Source organism: Amycolatopsis azurea DSM 43854 (assembly GCF_001995215.1).
Taxonomy (GTDB): domain Bacteria; phylum Actinomycetota; class Actinomycetes; order Mycobacteriales; family Pseudonocardiaceae; genus Amycolatopsis; species Amycolatopsis azurea.
Window position 1 is genome coordinate 166,643 of record NZ_MUXN01000014.1, and the last position, 14,702, is coordinate 181,344.

Consider the following 14,702-nt stretch of genomic DNA (forward strand, 5'->3'; position numbering starts at 1 on the left):
CATGCGTGTGCTGCTGACCGGGCACAAGGGGTACCTGGGCACGGTGATGGCCCCGGTGCTGGCCGCCGAAGGCCACGAGGTGGTCGGCCTCGACTCCGGTCTCTACGACACCTGCGTGCTGGGCCCCCAGCCCGAGGACCCCGAAGGCTTCGAGGTCGACCTTCGTGACGTCACGGCCGAGCACGTGGCCGGGATCGACGCCGTGATCCACCTGGGCGCGCTGTCCAACGACCCGCTCGGGTCGCTGGCGCCGGAGCTGACCTACGACATCAACCACCACGCTTCGGTCAAGCTCGCGAAGCTGGCGAAGGACGCCGGGGTCAAGCGGTACCTCTACGCCTCGACGTGCTCGGTCTACGGCGCCTCGGGCGGCGACGGCCTGGTCGACGAGGACGCGCCGCTGCGCCCGGTGACGCCGTACGCCGAGTCGAAGGTGCGGGTGGAGGACGACGTCCAGGAGCTCGCCGACGACGACTTCAGCCCGGTGTACATGCGCAACGCGACCGCGTTCGGTTTCTCGCCGCGGCTGCGCGGCGACATCGTGCTGAACAACCTGACCGCGCACGCGTTCCTCTCCGGTGAGGTCCTGGTGCTCTCGGACGGCACGCCGTGGCGGCCGCTGGTGCACGCCAAGGACATCGCGCGGGCCTTCGCGGCGGCGCTGGTGGCGCCCAAGGAAGCCGTGCACGGCAAGGCGTTCAACATCGGCACCGAACGCAACAACGTGACCGTCGCCGAGATCGCCGAAGAGGTCGTCGAGGCCGTTCCGGGCTCCACCCTGCGGATCACCGGCGAGGCGGGCGCGGACCCGCGTTCCTACCGCGTCGACTTCTCCCGGTTCCGCGCGGCGATCCCGGGCTTCGACTGCGACTGGTCGGTCAAGGACGGCGCGCTCGAACTGATCGACGCCTACAAGACCCACGGCCTCACCGAGCACGGCTTCCAGCGCCTGTTCACCCGGCTGGCGCGGTTGCAGGACCGCACCACCGCCGGCGAACTCGACGACACCCTCCGGCGTCGCTGATGTCGAACCGGGGCCTCGAGACGAGCGCCGACCTGCGAAAGCTGGTCGAGCGCTTGTACCCGTTGTGCCGCAGCATCACCGGCGACGGCGTCCGCCGCACGCTGGAGATCGTCGGCGAGCACATCCCGCTGGAGATCCACGAGGTCCCCACCGGCACCCAGGTACTGGACTGGACGGTGCCGCAGGAATGGAACATCCGCGACGCGTACGTCAAGGACGCCTCCGGCAGGCGCGTGGTCGACTTCGGCGAGTCGAACCTGCACGTCGTCGGCTACAGCGTCCCGGTGTCGCGGAAGATGTCCCTGGCAGAACTGCGCGGTCACCTCCACACCATTCCCGACCAGCCGTCCTGGGTGCCGTACCGGACCAGCTACTACTCGCCGACCTGGGGTTTCTGCCTGGCGCAGGAAACCCTCGACGCGATGCCGGAAGGCGAGTACGAGGTCCGCATCGACTCCACGCTGGCCGACGGGAGCCTCACCTACGCCGAGCACGTCGTGCCGGGCGAGGTCGCCGACGAGGTGATCGTCTCCTGCCACACGTGCCATCCGTCGCTGGCGAACGACAACGTCGCCGGGATCGCGATCGCCGCCGCGTTCGCGCAGCGACTGAAGAATCCGCACTACACGTACCGGTTCCTGTTCATGCCGGGCACGATCGGCGCCATCACCTGGCTCGCGCGCAACGACGAGCGCGTCCGCCGGATCAAGGCGGGACTCGTGCTGGCGTGCGCGGGAGACCCGGGATCGTTGACCTACAAGCGAAGCCGCCGGGGCGACGCCGAGATCGACCGCGTGCTCGCGTACGTCCTGGCCGATCGCGCGCACAAGATCGTGGACTTCTCGCCGTACGGCTACGACGAGCGCCAGTTCTGCTCCCCCGGCTTCAACCTGGGTGTCGGCTCGCTGACGAGGACGCCGTACGCGGGCTATCCCGAGTACCACACCTCGGCCGACAACCTCGATTTCGTGTCCACGACGGCCATGGAGGAAACCCTCCAGACCTTGCTGGACACGTACGCCGTTCTCGACCGCAACCGCAGCTACGTCAACCTCAGCCCCTACGGCGAGCCGCAACTCGGCAAGCGCGGGCTGTACGACTCGCTCGGCGGGCGGAGCGACGCCAAACAAGCCCAGATGGCCATGCTCTGGGTGCTCAACCTCTCGGACGGCGAGCACAGCCTGCTCGACGTCGCCGAGCGGTCCGGGTTGCCGTTCGATTCCGTCGTCGCGGCCGCTCAGGCGCTGCACGACGCCGGATTGCTCAAGGATTAGAGGCCCCATGCGATCACTTCTGCGTTCCCAGGCCATCCGTGCCATGGCCGGACGGCTCAGCTGGGGCCTCGGCGACCAGGCCGTCTCCAGCATCACCAACTTCGCGGTCGGTCTCTACGTCGCGCGTTCACTCGGCACGTTCGCGTTCGGCATGTTCAGCCTCGCCTGGGTCAGCTACGGCGTGGTGCTCAACCTTTCGCGCGGGCTGACGACGGATCCGCTGATGGTGCGGTTCTCCGGGGTGTCCACCGAATCCTGGCGCGCCGCGACCGCGCGGGCGACCGGGACGGCGCTCACCGCGGGTGTCGCGGCCGGGATGATCAGCGTGGCCGCCGGGCTCATCGTGGGCGACACCACCGGCGGGGCGTTCGTCGCGCTCGGCGTCGTCATCCCCACGCTGCTCCTGCAGGACGCGTGGCGGTTCACCTTCTTCGCCGCCGGACACGGGAAGAAGGCGTTCCTGAACGACGTCGTCTGGGGGATCGCGCTGATCCCGGCGTTGTTCATCGCGCACCACACGTCCGACACCGTCGTCGCGTTCATCCTGGCGTGGGGCCTTTCCGGGGCGGTCGCCGCCGCCTTCGGCTGCTTGCAGTCCGGGGTCCGGCCGGATCCGCGCGGCACGGTCGTCTGGCTCAAGGCGCACCTCGACCTCGGCGCCCGCTACCTGGTCGAAAACGTCAGCAACAGCGGTTCGTCGCAACTGCGGATGTACGGCCTCGGCGCGATCGCCGGACTGACGAGCGTCGGCGCGGTCCGTGGCGCCGAACTGCTCCTCGGGCCGTTCTTCGCGCTCTTGATGGGACTTTCCCTGGTCACGGTCGCCGAAAGCGCGCGGGTGCTCCAACGGGCCCCGCACCGCTTCCGGAAATTCTGCGCCGTCCTCGGCGCCGGCCAGGCGGCGGCGGCCCTGCTCTGGGGCCTCGCCTTGCTTCTGGTACCCCATGACGCCGGCCGGTTCGTCCTCGGCGACGTCTGGGATCCCGCTTCGAAACTGATCCTCCCGGTGACCATCGGTATCGCCGCGGCGGGGTTCAACACCGGAGCGGCCGCCGGATTGCGTGCGCTCGGCGCTGCGAAAAGGAGCCTTCGCGCCCAGCTGATCAACTCGGCCGGCTATGTCGGTTTCGGGCTCATTGGCGCCTTCTTGGCCGGGGCGTCCGGATCCGCGTGGGGGGTCGCGTTGGCGATCACCAGCGGGTCAGCGGTGTGGTGGTTCCAGCTGCACATCGCCCATAAAGAAGCCCTCAACGAACACCAGACTTCGGAGAAGGAAGAAATGAGGACGTCATGAGCACCGCTCCTCGGCTGAGCATCGGGCTCCCGGTCTACAACGGCGAGGACTACCTCGCCGAATCGCTGGACGCACTCCTCGGCCAAAGCTTCGGCGACTTCGAGCTGATCGTCTCGGACAACGCGTCCACCGATCGCACCGAAGAGATCAGCCGTGACTACGCGAAACTGGACTCCCGCGTGCGCTACGTGCGTCAGCCGGTGAACATCGGCTGCGCGCCCAACCACAACTACTGCGTCGACGTCGCCCGCGGCGAGCTGTTCAAATGGGCCTCCGACGACGACCTCTACGCACGTTACCTGCTGGAACGCTGCATCGAGGCGCTCGACGAGCACCCCGAGTTCGTCCTCTCGCACTCGTGGACGGCGATGATCGACGAGAAGGGCGTCGTCACGCAGGCGCTGGAGTACCCGCTCAACACGGTTTCGCCGCACGCCGCGGAACGCTTCCGCAGCACACTGTTCGCGCCCGGCGGGGACGACGACGGCGCGGTGATCCGCACCGAGGTGCTGCGCCGCGTCGCGCCGCTGGACAGCTATCACCACGCGGACCGCACGATCATCTCGGAGCTGGCCCTGCACGGCCCGTTCCACCAGGTGCCCGATTGGCTGTACTTCCGGCGCGACCACCCCGGCCGCTCCGAACACGAGCACCCGACCGTGCGCCGCCGGGCCACCAACCTCGACCCGAAGCGGGCCGACAAGCTGCGTCACCCGATGATCCGGCTGCTCGGCGAGTACGTCCTGGGGTACGTCAACGCGATCCGCAACGCGCCGATCTCCGGCGCGGAGAAGCGTGAATGCTTCCGCTACCTGCGGCAGTGGGCGCTGAACCGGGCCGGGAACCCGGCCATGGGACGGATGCCCGTCCAGGCCGAGGCCGAAACCGGCCCGCGTGAGGTCTCCGTCGTCTCGGTCGTCGCCGGCCAGGAGGGACGAGTCCCTTGACCCCGCCCGCGAGGATCGGGCTGTTCGGACTCCTCGGATCGGGGAACCTCGGCAACGACGGTTCCTTCGAGGCGGTCCTCGGGTATCTGCGCACGGAGCATCCGGACGCCGCCATCAGTGTGATGTGCGGCGGGCCGGAAATCGTCGCGTCGCGCTACGGACTCGAGACGACCGCGTTGAACTGGTACCAGGGTGAGTACCGCACGGCCTCCGGTCCGCTTTCCATCGCCATGAAGGCTTTCGGGAAACTCGTCGACATCGTCCGCACGACGGCGTGGGTCCGGCGTCAGGACGTGGTGATCGTGCCGGGGATGGGCGTCCTGGAATCCACTCTTCCCTTGCGGCCTTGGGGTTTCCCGTACGCGCTGCTGCTGCTCTCGGCGTCCGGCCGGCTGGTCGGGACCAAGGTGGCGCTGGTGAGCGTCGGCGCCAGCGTGAGCTCGCAGCGGGTCACCCGCTCGGTCATCGGCTGGGCCGGGCGGCTGGCGTCGTTCCGGTCCTACCGGGACGAGCCGTCGCGGGAGGCGATGCGCGCGATGGGGGTGGACGTCACGAACGACCGCGTCTACCCCGATCTCGCGTTTGCCCTCCCGGCGCCGTCGGAGCCGGTGCTGCCCCGCTCCGTCGGGGTCGGGGTGATGGCCTACCGCGGCGGGAACGAGGACCGGGCCCGCGCCGACGACATCTACGAGTCCTATGTGGACAACATGACGCGGTTCGTCGCCAGGCTGGTCTCCGACGGCCGCCCGGTGCGGTTGTTCATCGGCGACCAGGCCGATCGGCAGGTCGTCGACGAGATCATGCGGGAACTGGAGTCCCCGTTGATCGCCGCCGCCGACACGTCCACTTTGGACGAAGTCATGCGGGCGATGTCGGCCGTCGAGACCGTCGTCGCGACCCGGTACCACAACATCCTGTGCGCGTTGAAGCTGGCGAAACCGACGCTGTCCATCGGGTACGCGAGCAAGAACGAGGTCCTCATGACCACACTGGGGCTGGGGGAATTCTGCCAGTCGGCCAGGGAGATCGACTTCGACGCGCTGGTCGGCCAGTTCGCCGAACTCGAATCCAGGGCGGGCGAACTGTCCGGGATCGTGGCGAAACGAGGCGCGGAACAAGTGCGACTCCTGGACGAGCAGTTCGCCGAACTGTCGGCCGCCTTCCTGCCGATGGGAGTCCGATGAAGGTGATCCCGGTGCCCGCCATCGCGGGCGCGTACCTGTTCGAACCGACCCCGCACGCCGACGAACGCGGCTTCTTCAGCCGCACGTTCGACGCCGGCGTCGTCCGCTCGGCCGGGATCGACCCGGACGGGTTCCTCCAGGACAGCGTTTCCCGGTCCCGCAAGGGAGTACTGCGCGGGATGCACCTCCGCTCGGGACTCGGTGAGGCGAAACTGGTCCGGTGCTCGTGGGGCGCCGTCTTCGACGTCGTCGTCGACCTGAGGCCGGATTCGCCGACGTACCTCGGCAAGGAGACGTTCGAGCTGTCCGGGGAGACCCAGGTCTCGCTGTACATCCCGGCAGGCTGCGCGCACGGGTTCCAGGCGCTCACCGAGATCGCCGACGTCTCCTACCGGATCGACCGCGAGCACGACCCGGCCGAGGACGTCGCGATCGCGTACGACGACCCGGATCTGGCGATCCCCTGGCCGCTCCCGGTGGCGCTGATGTCGGAGCGGGACCGCCAGGCCCTTCCTCTTTCCGCGGTACTACAAGACACGAGGTGAGAGCATGACCCGTCAGCTTCCCAAGTCGATGCGGGCCAACGAGCGCCTCCACGCGATGATCCCCGGCGGCGCGCACACCTACGCCAAGGGCGACGACCAGTACCCGGAGAACCTGGCGCCGGTCGTCTCCCACGGGCTCGGCGCGCACGTCTGGGATGTCGACGGGAACGAATACATCGAGTACGGCTCGGGGCTGCGCGCGGTCAGCCTCGGGCACGTGCACCCGCGGGTCAGCGAAGCCGCCCACCGCGAGATCGACCGGGGCGCGAACTTCGCCCGTCCGTCCATCGTGGAGGAACGGGCGGCGACGAAGTTCCTCGAAACCGTCCCGACCGCCGAGATGGTCAAATTCGCCAAGAACGGTTCGGACGCCACCACGGCCGCGGTCAAGCTCGCCAGGGCGGTCACCGGCAGGCCGCTGGTGGCGATCTGCCGTGACCACGCGTTCTTCTCCATCGACGACTGGTTCATCGGCACCACGGCGATGTCGGCGGGCATCCCGGACGAGATCACCGATCTCACCGTGTCGTTCCCCTACGGCGATCTCCAGGTGACCGAACGGCTGCTGCGGGAGAACGCGAGCCAGATCGCCTGCCTGGTGCTGGAGGCGTCCACCCAGCTCGAACCGCCCCCCGGGTATCTCGTCGGCCTGCGGGAACTCGCCGACCGGTACGGCTGCGTCCTGATCTTCGACGAGATGATCACCGGTTTCCGCTGGTCCGAGGCGGGGGCACAGGGTCTCTACGGCGTCACGCCGGACCTTTCGACGTTCGGCAAGGCGCTCGGCAACGGGTTCGCCGTCTCCGCGCTCGCGGGCAAACGCGAGCTGATGGAACTCGGCGGCCTGCGCACCACCAAGGACCGCGTCTTCCTGCTGTCCACCACGCACGGCGCCGAGACGCATTCGCTGGCCGCCGCGATCGCGGTCATGGAGACCTACACCGAAGAAGGCATCGCCGCGCGGCTGCACGCGCTCGGCGACCGGCTCGCCGCCGGGGTCCGCGAAGTCGCGGCCTCGGCCGGGGTCGGGGAACACGTCGTCGTGCGCGGCCGGGCGAGCAACCTCGTCTTCGCCACGCTCGACGCCGAGAAGAAACCGTCGCAGGACTACCGAACATTGTTCCTGCGGCAGTTGGTCACGGGCGGGGTCCTCGGACCGTCGTTCGTGGTCAGCGCCGCGTTGTCCGAAGAAGACATCGACCGGACGGTCGAAGTGGTCTCGCAGGCTTGCCTCGTGTACCGCAAAGCGCTCGACGCGGATGATCCGGCGCCGTGGCTGGGTGGCCGTCCGGTGAAGCCGGTTTTTCGGAGAAGGGTATGAGTTCAGGGATCGCACATCGCTCGGTCGGCACGCGTGCGCTTTGCGTCACGCTGTCGGTGTTATTGCTCCAGGTCTCGGTCGAAACCACGGCTGAGGCATCCGAAGAGCCGGCACGAGGGGTATGCGGCACGACAGTCGGCGTCCCCTCCGCGCCGGAAGGCGCCCTGGTCGTCGAACCGGGCACCGATCTGACCGACCGGACCCGCTTCAGCCCGCCGGGGACCACGTTCTGGCTGGCACCGGGCACCCATCACCTGTCCGACGACCAGTTCGGGCAGGTGATGCCCAAGGACGGCAACGTCTACCTCGGCGCACCCGGCGCCGTGCTCGACGGACGAAGACTCAACCGCGCGGCGTTCACCACGTCGGCCAAGGACGTGGTCATCCGAGGACTGACGATCCGCGGCTTCCTCGGCCAGCAGGACCAAGGCGTGGTCAACCACGACTCCGGCGAGCGCTGGACCATCCAGGGCAACGTCATCGAGGACAACGACGGCGCCGCGATGATGACCGGATCCGGTCAGCGGGTGATCGGGAACTGCCTGCGCAACAACGGCCAGTACGGCATCAACGCCTACCGCGCCGGCGGCGGGCTCTCCGATCTGCTGATCGAAGGCAACGAGATCACCGGGAACAACACCGGCGACTGGGAAACGAAGATCCCGGGCTGCGGGTGCAGCGGCGGCGCCAAGTTCTGGGCCGTGAACCGCGCCGACATCATCGGCAACTTCGTCCACCACAACCACGGTGTCGGGCTCTGGGCCGACACGAACAACAACGACTTCCTCATCCAGGACAACGTGATCGAGGACAACGCGTCCGAGGGACTGTTCTACGAGATCTCCTACAATCTGGACCTGATCGGGAACACGTTCCGACGCAACGCGCTGGTGCAGGGCCGCAACCGGGCCGCGAAGGGCGACAGCTTCCCGGTCGGGTCGGTGTACATCAGCGAGTCAGGCGGGGAGCCCAGGCTGCCCGCCCGGACCAGCCAGATCGACATCCGGGGCAACCTGTTCTCGGACAACTGGTCGGGGATCACGCTGTGGGAGAACGCGGACCGGTTCTGCAACAGCCCGGCCAACACGTCGTCGCTCTCCTGCACGGCACTGGTCTCACCGATGTCCACCTGCTCCGACCCGGGCATCACGACCGCGCCGCTGTACAGCGACTGCCGGTGGAAGACGCAGCGCGTTCTGGTACACGAGAACACGTTCGAGTTCGACGAGTCGCTGGAAGGCTGTCTCGACCGCTGCGGCCGGATGGCGGTGCTCTCGAACTACGGGACCTACCCGGCCTGGTCACCGTACCGGGGGAACGTGATCTCCGAGGCGATCACCTTCCGGCAGGAGAACCGGTGGTACGACAACCAGTACTACGGGCCTTGGCGGTTCGTCGCCCAGGACGCGTCACGGCAGCTGACGTCGGCGCAATGGCAGGCGGAGCCCTACCGGCAGGACGTGTGCAGCGGGTTCGGTGAGACGGTGACCTGCTGAAGTTTCACCTGTAAGTGTCCATCTGGGACGGTCCATAGTGGCCTACCGTTTCCGGTATGCCCGCGTTCCTGGTGGTCCTGCTGATGCTCGCGGCAGGAGTCGTCACGGCCTCCCCGGCTTCGGCGGCTCCTGCCGCGGCTTGCGCTTCGGGTCCGGAGAGCCCTTCGAAACCGGACGACGCCGTGGTCGTCGCGCCGGGGACCGATCTGTCCGAGAAGACACGCGAGCTCCCGGCCGGCACGACGTTCTGGCTGACCGGGGGCAAGCACACCCTGGGCCAGGACGAATACGGCCAGATCATCCCGAAGGACGGCAACGCCTACCTCGGCGCACCCGGCGCCGTGCTGGACGGGGGCGGCGTCAACCGCTACGCGTTCACCCAGCAGGCGCGCGACGTCGTCATCCGCGGCCTCACCATCCGCGGTTTCGCCGCGCCGCGGGATCAGGGCGTGGTCAACCACGACTCCGGCGAGCACTGGACCATCGAAGGCAACACCATCGAGGGCAATCGCGGCGCCGCGATGATGGCGGGGCCGCGTCAGCGGATCCTGCGGAACTGCCTGCGGGACAACGGCCAGTACGGCATCAACGCCTACCGGGCGGGTGATGGGATCACCGGGCTGCTCGTCGAGGGCAACGAGATCACCGGGAACAACACCGACGACTGGGAGACGAAGGTCCCCGGCTGCGGCTGCAGCGGCGGCGCGAAGTTCTGGGCGGTGGACGGCGCCGACATCCGCGGGAACTGGGTCCACCACAACCACGGCGCCGGGCTGTGGGCGGACACGAACAACAACGACTTCCTCATCGAGGACAACCTGATCGAGGACAACGAGGCGGAGGCGCTGTTCTACGAGATCTCGTACAACCTCGTGGTCCGCGACAACACCTTCCGGCGGAACACCCTGGTGCAGGGCCGCGCTTTCGCCGCGCGCGGAGACGATTTCCCGGTCGGGACGATCTACCTGTCGGAGTCGGGCGGCGAGCCGCGCGTCCCGGCGCGGACCTCTTCGGTGGAGATCGTCGACAACGTCTTCGAGGACAACTGGGCCGGGATCACCGCCTGGGAGAACGCGGACCGGTTCTGCAACAGCCCGGCGAACACTTCCTCCGGGTCGTGCACTCGCCTGGTTCCTTCGGTTTCTTCGTGTTCTTCGCCGGGGATCGCGTCACGGCCGTTGCACGACGACTGCCGGTGGAAGACGCAGCGGGTTTCCATACACGGCAACAAGTTCTCTCACGGGTCTTCGTGCACGGGGTTGTGCGGACGGATGGGGCTGTTGGCGAACTTCGGGACTTATCCGGAGTGGTCGCCTTACCGGGGTGCCGTGGTTTCGGACGCTGTCACGTTTCGGCAGGAGAATCGGTGGTACGACAACGCTTACTCGGGTTCTTGGCGTTTTGTCGTTCATGACACTTCGCGGACTGTGGGGGCTTCGGTTTGGCAGGGGGCTCCTTACTCGCAGGACGCGGGGTCGAGCTTCGGGTGACCGGACCTTTCGCGGTACGCGCGGCTAGGTCGAGTGTGGAGGATTTGGGACATCGAGCGCCCCAAATCCTCCACGCTCGAAAGATTTCGGGCGTGACCGGACCGTTCATCGCCTCGGGGAGCGAACTTTGTCGGTGGCGAGGTTCATGGTGATCGGGTGCAACGAGGAACCTGGTCGACCGACCCCCTGCTCATCCACGGCCCGCTGGTCGTCCGCGCGGCCGCGCTCAGAGCCGCCGGCGTGCCGGGACGAACCATTTCACGCCGATGCGGCCCCGGTGGCCCCTGGCAGCGGTTGCTGCCCGGAATCGTGCTGCTCCACAGTGGAGAACCCACCGGTGAACAGCAACTCCAGGCGGCGCTGCTCCACGGCCGTGAAACCGCGGTCCTGACCGGTCTCTGGGCGCTCCGCCGCCATGGGCTGGAGCGGCTGCCGCCACCGCGGGACGTGCATGTTCTGGTGTCCGCCGATCGTCGTGTCACGTCGACCGGTTTCGCTCACGTCGAGAGAACTCGGCATCTGCCGAGGCCGCACTTCCGAAACGACCTCCCCGTGGCACCTGTCCCCCGAGCCGTCATCGACGCCGCCCGCAGGCTCACCGACCCTGACGAGATCCAGGCGATGATGGCCGAGTCCGTCCAACGCCGCTTCTGCACCACCGAAATGCTCACCCGCGAACTGGACCAAGCCGGCCGGCCCGGAACAGCCCTGCCCCGGCAAGCTCTGGTCCCGCTTATCTGCGGGGCGAGATCAGTCGCAGAAGCCGACGCCTGGCGTCTCTGGCGAAGATCCGGCCTCCCGCCGGGCCATTGGAACGTCCCGATCTTCGACGCGAACGGCACCTACATCGCCACCCCGGACTTCTGGTGCGACGAGATCGCGTTCGCCTGGGAGATCGACTCCTACCGCCACCACGCGAACCTCGAAGACCATCGGGACACCGTCGCCCGCAACGCCAGGTACGTCGCCGCCGGGATCGTCGTGCTCCAGACATTGCCGTCCCGGCTGCGCACCGAGCCGGACCAAGTGCTCAGGGAGCTTCACGCCGCGTTCCGGACCGCCCAAGCCCGACCCAGGCCCACCGTCAGGCGGGCTGCCGCGTGAGCCGATCCACCGCCCACCCCACCATCGGGACCACCGCGACAGCGACCCCGAAACCCCCGAAGGTGTCCGTCGGATAGTGCGCCCCCAGCGCCACCTCCGCCCACCCCATCGCCAGCCCCGCGAAAGCGACCATCCCTGCCAGCACCCAAGAACCGCCGAGAGGTCCGAGCCCCCGCACGTCGATCACCAGCAGCGCGACGACGGTCGCGACGGTCACCGCGAAGGCCGTGTGCCCGCTCGGGTAAGACAGGAACTCATCGTGGATCAGCCTGCCGACCAGGGGTTTCAGGCCGGTGGTCAGCGCCACCGTCACCCCGCTGGCCGCCACCATCAGGATCGCGATCCGCGGCCGCCGGTGCCGCAGGCACAGCCAGCCGAACAGGGCGATGACGACGACCGCGCCGATCGGTTCGCCCGCGAAGTCGATGGCGGTCGCGACGTACCAGAGCGGGCCCTCGACCCGGTCGACGACGGGAAGCACGAGGGCGTCCAGTCCGGCGAGATGGGAGGTGCCGGCGTAGCGGATACCGAGCACGAGCGCGACGACGAAGCCGAAAGCGCCCAGGGTCCAGAGCGGGATCCGCGCCCGCGGTGGCAGCGCGGGCGGACCGGCGATCACGCGAAGGACACCGAATCGATCGCGGCCTGGTAGCCGCCGACGAGCCGTTCCAGGCCGACCTTCGGCGTGAACTCCTGCTCGTAGACCAGCCGCGCCGCCCAGCCCATCTCCTGGTTCCGTTCGGCGTCGCCGACGATCTCCCGCAGGCGGGCCGCGAGGGCCTCGGGGTTCCCGGGTTCGTGCAGCAGGCCGGTGACGCCGTCTTCGACGAGTTCGCGGAAGGCGCCGTGGGCCGAGGCGACCGTCGGGACACCGGCGGCCATCGCCTCGACGACGACCAGCCCGAAGGCCTCCAGCCATTCCGACGGCGCGATGACGGCGTTCGAGCGGGCGATCAGGTCGCGACACTCCTCTTTGGACTGAAGACCGACGTAGCGGACGTCGTCGCGGCCGTCCGCCCAGCGCGCGACCTCGTCCTGCATCGGACCGGTGCCGGCGATCACCAGCGGCGGCAGCGGGCCGCCCGCGGCGACGAGCAGGTCCCACGCCCGCATCAGCAGGCCGACGCCCTTCTCCGCGGTGATCCGGCCGAGGAACAGCAGGTGCTCCCCAGCGCCCTGGCGCGTCTTGCCGGGATCGGTCACGTAGTTGTACTTCACCCCGAGCCGGTCGGCGGGCATCCCGGCGGCGATCAGCACCTCACGTTGCGCCTTGGAGATGCAGAAGAACCGCGACACCCCCGACCACCAGCGGTTCCGGTTCAGCATCAGGCTCGCCGCCATCGGCACGGTCGCGAGCCCCGAGCCGCGGTAGCACCCGTGCCGCACGGCGGGCATCGGCGACCTGCCCACGCAGTCGGTGCACACCTGGCCGTCGCGGTACAGCGTGCCGGGCGGGCAGATCAGGGTGTAGTTGTGCACGGTCGCGACCGTCGGGACCCCGGCGTCGGCGCAAGCGGCCAGTACCGACGGCGAAAGCAGCGGGAACGTGTTGTGGATGTGGACGACGTCCGGCCGGTCGTCGGCCAGGCGCCGGGCCAGGTCCGCGCGCACGGCCCGGTTCCACGGCACCTGGAGCGGGACGACGGCCTTGCGCGGCAAGGACATCTCCGCGATGTCGTCGCTGCGCCGCTCGAACAGGCCGACCTCGTGCCCGGCCTCGGCCAGCAGCGCGGTCTCCTGGTCGACGACGTTGTTCTCCCCACTGGGCTGCTCGGATCTGTACCGGTTGTGGATCACGAGGACCTTCACGCGGGCTCCTTGAGAAACTCAGGTTCGTCGGTGGGCACACGCACCAGCAACGACGCGGCCAGGGCCAGATGCAACAGGTAAGGCGACGCGTCGCCGAGACCCGCCTCGGTGTAGGAGGCGGAAAGACAGTAGGTGATCAGGAAGATCGCGCACGCCCTGGCAGGCGACGGCGGGCGCAGCACCGCGACCACGACCAGCACGAGCAGGTACGCCGCCACGATCACGATCCCGACATAACCCTGTTCGTGGTACACCGCGAGCCAGCTGCTGTCGATCGGGAGCCCGTCGTAGGACTTGTCGGTCAGGCCGACGCCGAACAGGTACTCCAGCGTCGTCCGCGGCGCGTCGAGCAGCGCGTCCCACACCTTCGCGCGGCCGGTGAGACTGGAGAAGTTCTCCTCGGACTGTCCTCGCAGGAACCATGACTGCACGAGCCCGCCCAGCGCGACCACGACGAACAACCCGCCGAAGATCAGGCCGGTGAACACCTTGCGCGCGCGGGCGCTGGACATCCATTGCGAGATCAGCGCCACGATGGTCCCGACGACCAGGCCGAGCATCGCGGTGCGGGTATGGGTCAGCAGCAGCACCGCGAACGTCGGGACGATGACGACCAGCGCGTGCTTCCGTGCCAGTTTCCCGCTCAGCCACAACAGGATCGTGAGGCCGATGACGATGGCCGCGTACTGCCCGACCTGCGGCGGGGTCAGCGGCCAAACCGTGCCGGTGAGCCGTCCGCCGTATTCGAACGGCAGCGCGTTGCCGGGGCTGAGCCCGAGCCCGATCACCACCGTCACCAGCACGGCGCCGTAGGTGCGGATGTGCTGGCGGACGAGGTCGAGGCCGCCGTCCCACCAGCGGGTCAGCAACCACAGCGTGCTCAAGAAGAGCGCGAACCGGAAACACCGGAACAGCGCGCCGAAACCGCCTTCCAGGTTCAGGCTCGCGACCACGCTCAGGATGGCCAGCAGCGTGAGCAGGAAGAGATAGGCGTTCGGCCGGAACCGCAGCCTGGGGTTCAGGGCGAGCGCGATGATGAAGGCACCGCCCAGCGCGCCCATGGTGATCAGCTGGCTGACCGACCTGGGCAGCGGGAGGACCGTCTTCGCCCCGGTCGAGCCGAGGGTGTTGATGATCAGCAGCGTCCAGGCGATGGCTGTCGCTTTGGGAAAGCCCCGGATCGCGGGAGCGGGCCGGACGGCGGGATCGAGCAT

The 14,702-nt window shown here is 68.5% G+C and carries 13 protein-coding genes; 10 read left to right on the forward strand and 3 right to left on the reverse strand.

Features of this window, described 5'->3' with window-relative positions; all coding sequences use genetic code 11:
- The first annotated feature begins 1 nt into the window (after window position 1).
- From B0293_RS19425 to B0293_RS44315, 10 genes are all read left to right on the forward strand, one after another.
- Window positions 2–1,024: an NAD-dependent epimerase/dehydratase family protein gene (locus B0293_RS19425; protein WP_039915764.1), complete on the forward strand. Its 1,023-nt coding sequence runs from the start codon at window positions 2–4 to the stop codon at window positions 1,022–1,024.
- Window positions 1,024–2,298 carry a DUF4910 domain-containing protein gene (locus B0293_RS19430; protein WP_005151968.1) on the forward strand — a complete coding sequence of 425 codons (1,275 nt, stop codon included), beginning with the start codon at window positions 1,024–1,026 and terminating at the stop codon, window positions 2,296–2,298. The genes B0293_RS19425 and B0293_RS19430 overlap by 1 nt, the downstream gene beginning before the upstream one ends.
- Window positions 2,299–2,305: 7 nt before the next feature.
- The gene (locus B0293_RS19435) at window positions 2,306–3,592 is read left to right on the forward strand and encodes an MATE family efflux transporter (protein WP_005151967.1); all 1,287 of its coding nucleotides are present in this window, start codon (window positions 2,306–2,308) and stop codon (window positions 3,590–3,592) included.
- Window positions 3,589–4,539, forward strand: coding sequence for a glycosyltransferase family 2 protein (locus tag B0293_RS19440; protein WP_005151965.1), 951 nt, complete (start codon window positions 3,589–3,591; stop codon window positions 4,537–4,539). Before B0293_RS19435 ends, B0293_RS19440 begins: the two co-directional genes overlap by 4 nt.
- The gene (locus B0293_RS19445; RefSeq protein WP_039915761.1) at window positions 4,536–5,723 is read left to right on the forward strand and encodes a polysaccharide pyruvyl transferase family protein; all 1,188 of its coding nucleotides are present in this window, start codon (window positions 4,536–4,538) and stop codon (window positions 5,721–5,723) included. Before B0293_RS19440 ends, B0293_RS19445 begins: the two co-directional genes overlap by 4 nt.
- Entirely contained in the window at window positions 5,720–6,268 is a 549-nt protein-coding gene (locus tag B0293_RS19450; protein WP_005151964.1) for a dTDP-4-dehydrorhamnose 3,5-epimerase family protein, read from the forward strand. The genes B0293_RS19445 and B0293_RS19450 overlap by 4 nt, the downstream gene beginning before the upstream one ends.
- A 4-nt stretch (window positions 6,269–6,272) precedes the next feature.
- Entirely contained in the window at window positions 6,273–7,589 is a 1,317-nt protein-coding gene (locus B0293_RS19455) for a glutamate-1-semialdehyde 2,1-aminomutase (RefSeq protein ID WP_005151962.1), read from the forward strand.
- Window positions 7,586–9,085, forward strand: a complete 1,500-nt coding sequence (locus B0293_RS19460) for a right-handed parallel beta-helix repeat-containing protein (RefSeq protein WP_245191851.1) — start codon at window positions 7,586–7,588, stop codon at window positions 9,083–9,085. The genes B0293_RS19455 and B0293_RS19460 overlap by 4 nt, the downstream gene beginning before the upstream one ends.
- A gap of 56 nt (window positions 9,086–9,141) precedes the next feature.
- Window positions 9,142–10,575 (forward strand): right-handed parallel beta-helix repeat-containing protein, encoded by a 1,434-nt coding sequence (locus tag B0293_RS19465; protein WP_005151957.1) that lies wholly within the window; start codon window positions 9,142–9,144, stop codon window positions 10,573–10,575.
- A 156-nt stretch (window positions 10,576–10,731) separates the two neighbouring features.
- Window positions 10,732–11,679, forward strand: a complete 948-nt coding sequence (locus B0293_RS44315; protein WP_005151954.1) for a hypothetical protein — start codon at window positions 10,732–10,734, stop codon at window positions 11,677–11,679.
- Here the strand turns inward: B0293_RS44315 and B0293_RS19475 are convergent.
- The 3 genes from B0293_RS19475 to B0293_RS19485 are packed head-to-tail and all read right to left on the reverse strand — an operon-like array spanning window position 11,660 to window position 14,702.
- Entirely contained in the window at window positions 11,660–12,298 is a 639-nt protein-coding gene (locus B0293_RS19475) for a phosphatase PAP2 family protein (protein WP_005151952.1), read from the reverse strand. The two genes, B0293_RS44315 and B0293_RS19475, sit on opposite strands and share 20 nt — an antisense overlap.
- Window positions 12,295–13,488, reverse strand: coding sequence for a glycosyltransferase family 4 protein (locus tag B0293_RS19480; protein WP_005151951.1), 1,194 nt, complete (start codon window positions 13,486–13,488; stop codon window positions 12,295–12,297). The genes B0293_RS19475 and B0293_RS19480 overlap by 4 nt, the downstream gene beginning before the upstream one ends.
- Entirely contained in the window at window positions 13,485–14,702 is a 1,218-nt protein-coding gene (locus B0293_RS19485) for an O-antigen ligase family protein (RefSeq protein WP_005151949.1), read from the reverse strand. Before B0293_RS19485 ends, B0293_RS19480 begins: the two co-directional genes overlap by 4 nt.

Excerpts from the sequence above, each read along its gene's own strand:
- B0293_RS19425 (WP_039915764.1), top strand. The coding sequence starts at position 2 with ATGCGTGTGCTGCTGACCGGGCACAAGGGGTACCTGGGCACGGTGATG.
- B0293_RS19430 (WP_005151968.1), top strand. The coding sequence starts at position 1,024 with ATGTCGAACCGGGGCCTCGAGACGAGCGCCGACCTGCGAAAGCTGGTC.
- B0293_RS19435 (WP_005151967.1), top strand. The coding sequence starts at position 2,306 with ATGCGATCACTTCTGCGTTCCCAGGCCATCCGTGCCATGGCCGGACGG.
- B0293_RS19440 (WP_005151965.1), top strand. The coding sequence starts at position 3,589 with ATGAGCACCGCTCCTCGGCTGAGCATCGGGCTCCCGGTCTACAACGGC.
- B0293_RS19450 (WP_005151964.1), top strand. The coding sequence starts at position 5,720 with ATGAAGGTGATCCCGGTGCCCGCCATCGCGGGCGCGTACCTGTTCGAA.
- B0293_RS19455 (WP_005151962.1), top strand. The coding sequence starts at position 6,273 with ATGACCCGTCAGCTTCCCAAGTCGATGCGGGCCAACGAGCGCCTCCAC.
- B0293_RS19460 (WP_245191851.1), top strand. The coding sequence starts at position 7,586 with ATGAGTTCAGGGATCGCACATCGCTCGGTCGGCACGCGTGCGCTTTGC.
- B0293_RS19465 (WP_005151957.1), top strand. The coding sequence starts at position 9,142 with ATGCCCGCGTTCCTGGTGGTCCTGCTGATGCTCGCGGCAGGAGTCGTC.
- B0293_RS19485 (WP_005151949.1), bottom strand. The coding sequence starts at position 14,702 with ATGCTCGATCCCGCCGTCCGGCCCGCTCCCGCGATCCGGGGCTTTCCC.